This window comes from Serratia sp. 506_PEND, from assembly GCF_001076875.1.
Taxonomy (GTDB): Bacteria; Pseudomonadota; Gammaproteobacteria; order Enterobacterales; family Enterobacteriaceae; genus Serratia; species Serratia marcescens.
Window position 1 is genome coordinate 1 of record NZ_JVEL01000075.1, and the last position, 4,548, is coordinate 4,548.

Here is a 4,548-nt window from a genome sequence, read left to right on the forward strand (position 1 = left end):
CGCGCCGGCTGTGACGCCCAACTGCCGCAGCGCTTGCAGAATGATGTCGGTCGAGACGCTCTTGTCGTAGCCCGGTTTGCCGGCCATAAAGGTGAAGCAGGTATTGCCCAGATCGTGAAATACCGCCCCGCCGCCGCTGCTGCGCCGCGCCAACCGAATGCCGTCCTGCTCCATACGCCGGGTATTGCACTCTTTCCAGGGGTTTTGCGACTGGCCAATCACCACCGTTTCGGCATTGCGCCACAGGAAGAGAATCTTTTGCGTGGTCATTTCGCGGAAGATGCACTCTTCCACCGCCAGGTTGAACCAGGGATCGTAGGAGTCGGAGATCAGTAAACGCAGGCTGTTCATGGCAGGCACCGTTCAAAACACGAGATGCCGCCATGATACACCAAATCAACGGGTTAAGGCTAAATGCGTCGCGCCTGCCAGTACACCCGCTTCCAGTAGACGTTATCGAGCGAGGAGCGGATCACCCCGCGGCTGGTCGACGCGTGGATAAATTGGTCGTTGGTATCGTAAATGCCGACGTGCAGGCCGTTCTCACCGCCGCCGGTTTTGAAAAACACCAGATCGCCCGGCATCAGCTCATCGCGTGAAACCTTGGTGCCCAGGGAGGTCTGTTCTTCGGTCGAACGCGGCAGTTGCATGTCGAAACGATCGCGGAACGTGCGGTAAACAAAGCCGGAACAATCTACGCCGCCGCGATCCAGACCACCGTAACGGTATGGCGTGCCGTACCACTGGCGCAACTGTTCGTTGAGCTGGGCCACCACCACGATAGAGTCCGCCAGGCGGCCGCTGGGCGGCGGCGCATGGCTGCTACACCCGGCGAGGATCAAACTGGCTAATAAAAACCACACACGCATCCGCATAATATCCCTTCATTGAACACGTCGCCGCATTATGCCATCCGGTACACCACCGCCTGCGAGGCAAAGCCGGCATCACGTAAGGAGAGCGCCATTTGGCGTTAATTTATCTCCCGCACGATGAAAAAGGCAAGCGCCATAAGGGAGATAATGGCGGGATCGCCGGTTTTGGCGCTATTCCGGCGATTTTGTCTCGGGTTTGCTGTTAATCAGCCAGACGCCGAACAGAATAAACAGCGTGCCCAACGTTTTCAGCAGCGTAGCGGACTCGTTAAACCACGGCAGGATCACCGCCGCCAGGTAAACCAGCGCATAGCTGACGCTCAGCAGAGGATAAGCGCGGTTTAACGGCAGATGGCGCAGCGCAAAGAACCAACACAGCATCGACAGCGCATAACCGAAGATGCCGCCGCCCACCGCCAGCAGCGGCAACCCGTTGTCGCCGATCAGCGCCAACGAGACGTCGGCGAACGACATCAGCGGGATCTGCACCATGCCCCACTTCATCAGCAACTGCGCCAGCGTCACCAGCAGTACGCTGGCGGCGCCCCAGGCATAGCCCTTCATGAATGCACGCTCATCAGCAGGATCCCCAGCATAATCGACGCCACGCCGCACCAGTGGCGAACGGTCGTCGGCTCATGAAACAGCCAGCGCGCCGCCAGCGTCACCATCACGAAGTTCAGACTGAGCATCGGGTAAGCCAGGCTGAGCGGCAGGCGTTGCAACACATTGAGCCACACCGCCATGCCCAGCCCCAACAGCAACACCGCCAGCGCCAACCAGCGCAGCGTCTGTTTCAGCCGCGCCTCGTCTGCCCGTTCCCAGCAGTGCGCCGCCTGTTTCTGGCACAGCTGCCCACCACAGGTGAGCAGACTGACCACTATCACCAACAAAAAACCGATCATGGTTGCTGTTTATACCACATCAGCACCAGGCGGTTCATACGATCCACCTTGTCTGCGACCGGCAGCTCCTGCGGCAGCGCTTCATCACGGGACAGCTGCAACACCAGCGACACATTGCCCTGCTTGCGCGCCTGCGCCAGCCACTGCGGGAAGTCGGCATCGCTGATCAGGTGCCCCTTGGCGTCCGGGTACTCAAGACCATAGGCCACCTCGCCTTTCTGGCTGTACATCAGCACGTCGCTGCGCTTCAGTTCCCAGGCCAGGCCGGCCGCCAATCCGACGCTGTCGCTCAACACATAGCGGCTGTCGCTCAGTTCGGCCATCGTGGCGCGGGCGAAGTTTTGCGGCAGTTTGGAATCGGTCACCTGTTGCGGAATGGCGTAACCGATCACCAGGCACAGCAGCACCGGGCAAGCCGCCGCCCAGCGCCATTGGCGGCCGTTATCGCGCGCAGAAACCAATGCGAACAGCAGCCAGCCGCCGAAGGCGATCAGGCCGAGCACCACTTTCGGCCACTCCTGGGGAGTAAACAGATGCGCTTTCGGCAGCAGACCGGAGCTCAACACCACCAGCGCCACGATGCCAATCAGCCCGAACAGGCCGTTCAACCAGGCATTGGCCTTGAACAGCTTGGCGCGCAGCGTGGCGGCATAGTCTTCCGCATAGGCGGTCATCAGCAGCGCCAGCGGCGCCATGCACGGCAGAATGTAGGTCGGCAGCTTGCCTTTGGCGATGCTGAAGAAGATCAGCGGCATCAGCGCCCAGCTCAGCAGGAAGAACAGCTCCGGACGCTGTACGCGCTCGCGCCAACCTTTGAGCAGCGCGCCGGGCAGCAGCGCCAGCCAAGGCAGCACCGCCGCCAGCAGAACCGGCAGGTAATACCAGAACGGCGCCTTGTGTTGAGCATTATCTTCGGCGAAACGCTGAATATGTTCGACCCAGAAGAAATAATTCCAGAAATCGGGTTCGCGTTGCGCGATAGCCAGCGCCCACGGCAGGCTGAGCAGCGTAGCGGTCACGATCGCCACCGGGCCATAGCACAGCAGATCCTTGATGCGGCGTTGCTGAATGACGATCGGGATCACCGCGATCACCGGCACCGCCAGCGCCAGGAAGCCCTTGGTCATAAAGCCCATGCCACAGGCCAAGCCCAGCAATGCGTAAGCGCCCAGCTTGCCCTTGACCGAGGAGGCCTGCAGCGTCAGGTAATAGCTGACCATCGCCGCCGCCAACCACAGCGAAATCATCGGATCCAACACGCTGTAAGTGCCGATGCTGAACACCAGCACCATCGACAGGAACATCAACATCGCCAGGCTGGCGCGGCGCGCATTGCGCCACATCAGCATCGCCAGCGCGAACACCAGCAATGCGGTCATGCCGGTGCTGAACACCGAGCCGAAGCGCACCGCAAAGTTGTTTTCGCCAAACAGCCACTGGCTGATGTTATTGAACCAGTAACCCGCTACCGGCTTCTCGAAATAACGCAGCCCCAGCAGATGCGGCACCACCCAATCACCGCGTTGCAGCATTTCACGGCTGATCTCGGCATAACGCGTTTCATCCGGCTGCCACAGCAGGCGGCCGTTAAGCGGGATCAGGTAAACCAGAGCAAAAAAAACGGCCAGCAGAATGGCCCAGGATCCTTTTAGCGCCTTCATGTAACGTCCTTCACATCGGTTTGACAGCCCAGCCAACCTTCGCGGCCGGGGAAAGGAGCGCGCTTGATGCGGCCCAACGGCAGTGACGCCAAATCTTGCGGTAACAGCGCGCTCAGCGGACAGAATTCGATGCCCTGCCGCTGTGCGCGTTGCAATAACTGTTCGAACATCGCCGCTTGCGACATGCCTTCCACTTCGGTGTGAATGGTGTACACCGGCACGCCGCGATCGTTCTCGATGGCGCGCAGAATGTAGTCGTTGAAGTCGGCCATGCTGACTTCGCTGCCGATCACTTCGTCAAAGGTCGGCAACGTGACCGGGATCTGCACCGTACCGTGACGCCCATCGCTCAGCACCGGACGAAACGGATGGGTGCCGCGGCAATCGCTGTTGTAATGGAAGCCGAAGCGCTGCTTGACCTCCAGCACGCGCGTATCGGCGCGCCAGCCCGCCACGGCGGAGCATTTCACCGGCTGGCCGGTGCAGGCGCTCAGGGCGTCGACGCCCCGCTGCACCTGCTCGGTCAGCTGCGCCTCGCTCCACTTGCCGACCTTGGCCTGCCAGCCCTGGTGATCCCAGGCGTGCAGCCCGACTTCATGGCCAGCTTCGGCGGTGCGCTTCATCAGCGGCCCCAACGCGCGCGAAATATTGCGCCCCGGCCAGGCGGTGCCGGCCAGCAGAATATCCAGGCCGTACAGCGAGGCGGCGTTCGAACGCAGCATTTTCCACAGAAATTTCGGACGCAAAAGGCGCCAAAGATGGCGCCCCATGTTGTCCGGTCCCACGCTGAAGAAGAAGCTGGCCTGAATGTCGTACTTTTCGAACAGGTCCAGCAACTGCGGCACCCCTTCACGGGTGCCGCTGAAGGTATCTACATCAACCCGCAGACCGACTTTCTTCATGCACCGTTCCCTTCCTGAACGGTAGTGCGCAGGAAGTAGTCCAGCGTATCGGCGACGGTTTGCTTCATCTCGATGGTCGGCTGCCAGCCCAGCAGACGGTGAGCGTTTTTGATGCTCGGCGTGCGGTGCTCGACGTCCTGGTAACCTTTGCCGTAGTAGCTGCTGCTCTCTACGTCCTTGAAGCCGGCAAACGGCGGGAAGCGGT

At 60.8% G+C, this 4,548-nt stretch carries 6 protein-coding genes and 1 pseudogene; all 7 read right to left on the reverse strand.

The genetic code is table 11. The annotated features are described in order from the left end of the window. A partial coding sequence (locus ADK28_RS02505; protein WP_048794794.1) for a lipoyl protein ligase domain-containing protein occupies positions 1-351 on the reverse strand: 351 nt, incomplete at its 3' end. Between the two features lie 59 nt (positions 352-410). Next, complete coding sequence (locus tag ADK28_RS02510) at positions 411-875, reverse strand: NlpC/P60 family protein (RefSeq protein WP_016927954.1); 465 nt, start codon at positions 873-875, stop codon at positions 411-413. 171 nt (positions 876-1,046) lie between these two features. Next, positions 1,047-1,439 (reverse strand): 4-amino-4-deoxy-L-arabinose-phosphoundecaprenol flippase subunit ArnF, encoded by a 393-nt coding sequence (arnF, locus tag ADK28_RS02515; RefSeq protein WP_016927955.1) that lies wholly within the window; start codon positions 1,437-1,439, stop codon positions 1,047-1,049. After that, positions 1,436-1,780, reverse strand: a complete 345-nt coding sequence (arnE, locus tag ADK28_RS02520) for a 4-amino-4-deoxy-L-arabinose-phosphoundecaprenol flippase subunit ArnE (protein WP_004931404.1) — start codon at positions 1,778-1,780, stop codon at positions 1,436-1,438. The genes arnF and arnE overlap by 4 nt, the downstream gene beginning before the upstream one ends. Further along, on the reverse strand, positions 1,777-3,441 hold the full coding sequence (arnT, locus tag ADK28_RS02525) for a lipid IV(A) 4-amino-4-deoxy-L-arabinosyltransferase (protein ID WP_016927956.1): 1,665 nt from the start codon (positions 3,439-3,441) through the stop codon (positions 1,777-1,779). Before arnT ends, arnE begins: the two co-directional genes overlap by 4 nt. Beyond that, the gene (gene arnD / locus ADK28_RS02530; protein ID WP_016927957.1) at positions 3,438-4,343 is read right to left on the reverse strand and encodes a 4-deoxy-4-formamido-L-arabinose-phosphoundecaprenol deformylase; all 906 of its coding nucleotides are present in this window, start codon (positions 4,341-4,343) and stop codon (positions 3,438-3,440) included. The genes arnT and arnD overlap by 4 nt, the downstream gene beginning before the upstream one ends. Next, positions 4,340-4,548: pseudogene (locus tag ADK28_RS02535) on the reverse strand (bifunctional UDP-glucuronic acid oxidase/UDP-4-amino-4-deoxy-L-arabinose formyltransferase); the annotation flags it as partial. The pseudogene ADK28_RS02535 and the gene arnD, both read right to left, overlap by 4 nt.

Excerpts from the sequence above, each read along its gene's own strand:
- arnE (WP_004931404.1), bottom strand. The coding sequence starts at position 1,780 with ATGATCGGTTTTTTGTTGGTGATAGTGGTCAGTCTGCTCACCTGTGGT.
- ADK28_RS02510 (WP_016927954.1), bottom strand. The coding sequence starts at position 875 with ATGCGGATGCGTGTGTGGTTTTTATTAGCCAGTTTGATCCTCGCCGGG.
- arnD (WP_016927957.1), bottom strand. The coding sequence starts at position 4,343 with ATGAAGAAAGTCGGTCTGCGGGTTGATGTAGATACCTTCAGCGGCACC.
- arnF (WP_016927955.1), bottom strand. The coding sequence starts at position 1,439 with ATGAAGGGCTATGCCTGGGGCGCCGCCAGCGTACTGCTGGTGACGCTG.
- arnT (WP_016927956.1), bottom strand. The coding sequence starts at position 3,441 with ATGAAGGCGCTAAAAGGATCCTGGGCCATTCTGCTGGCCGTTTTTTTT.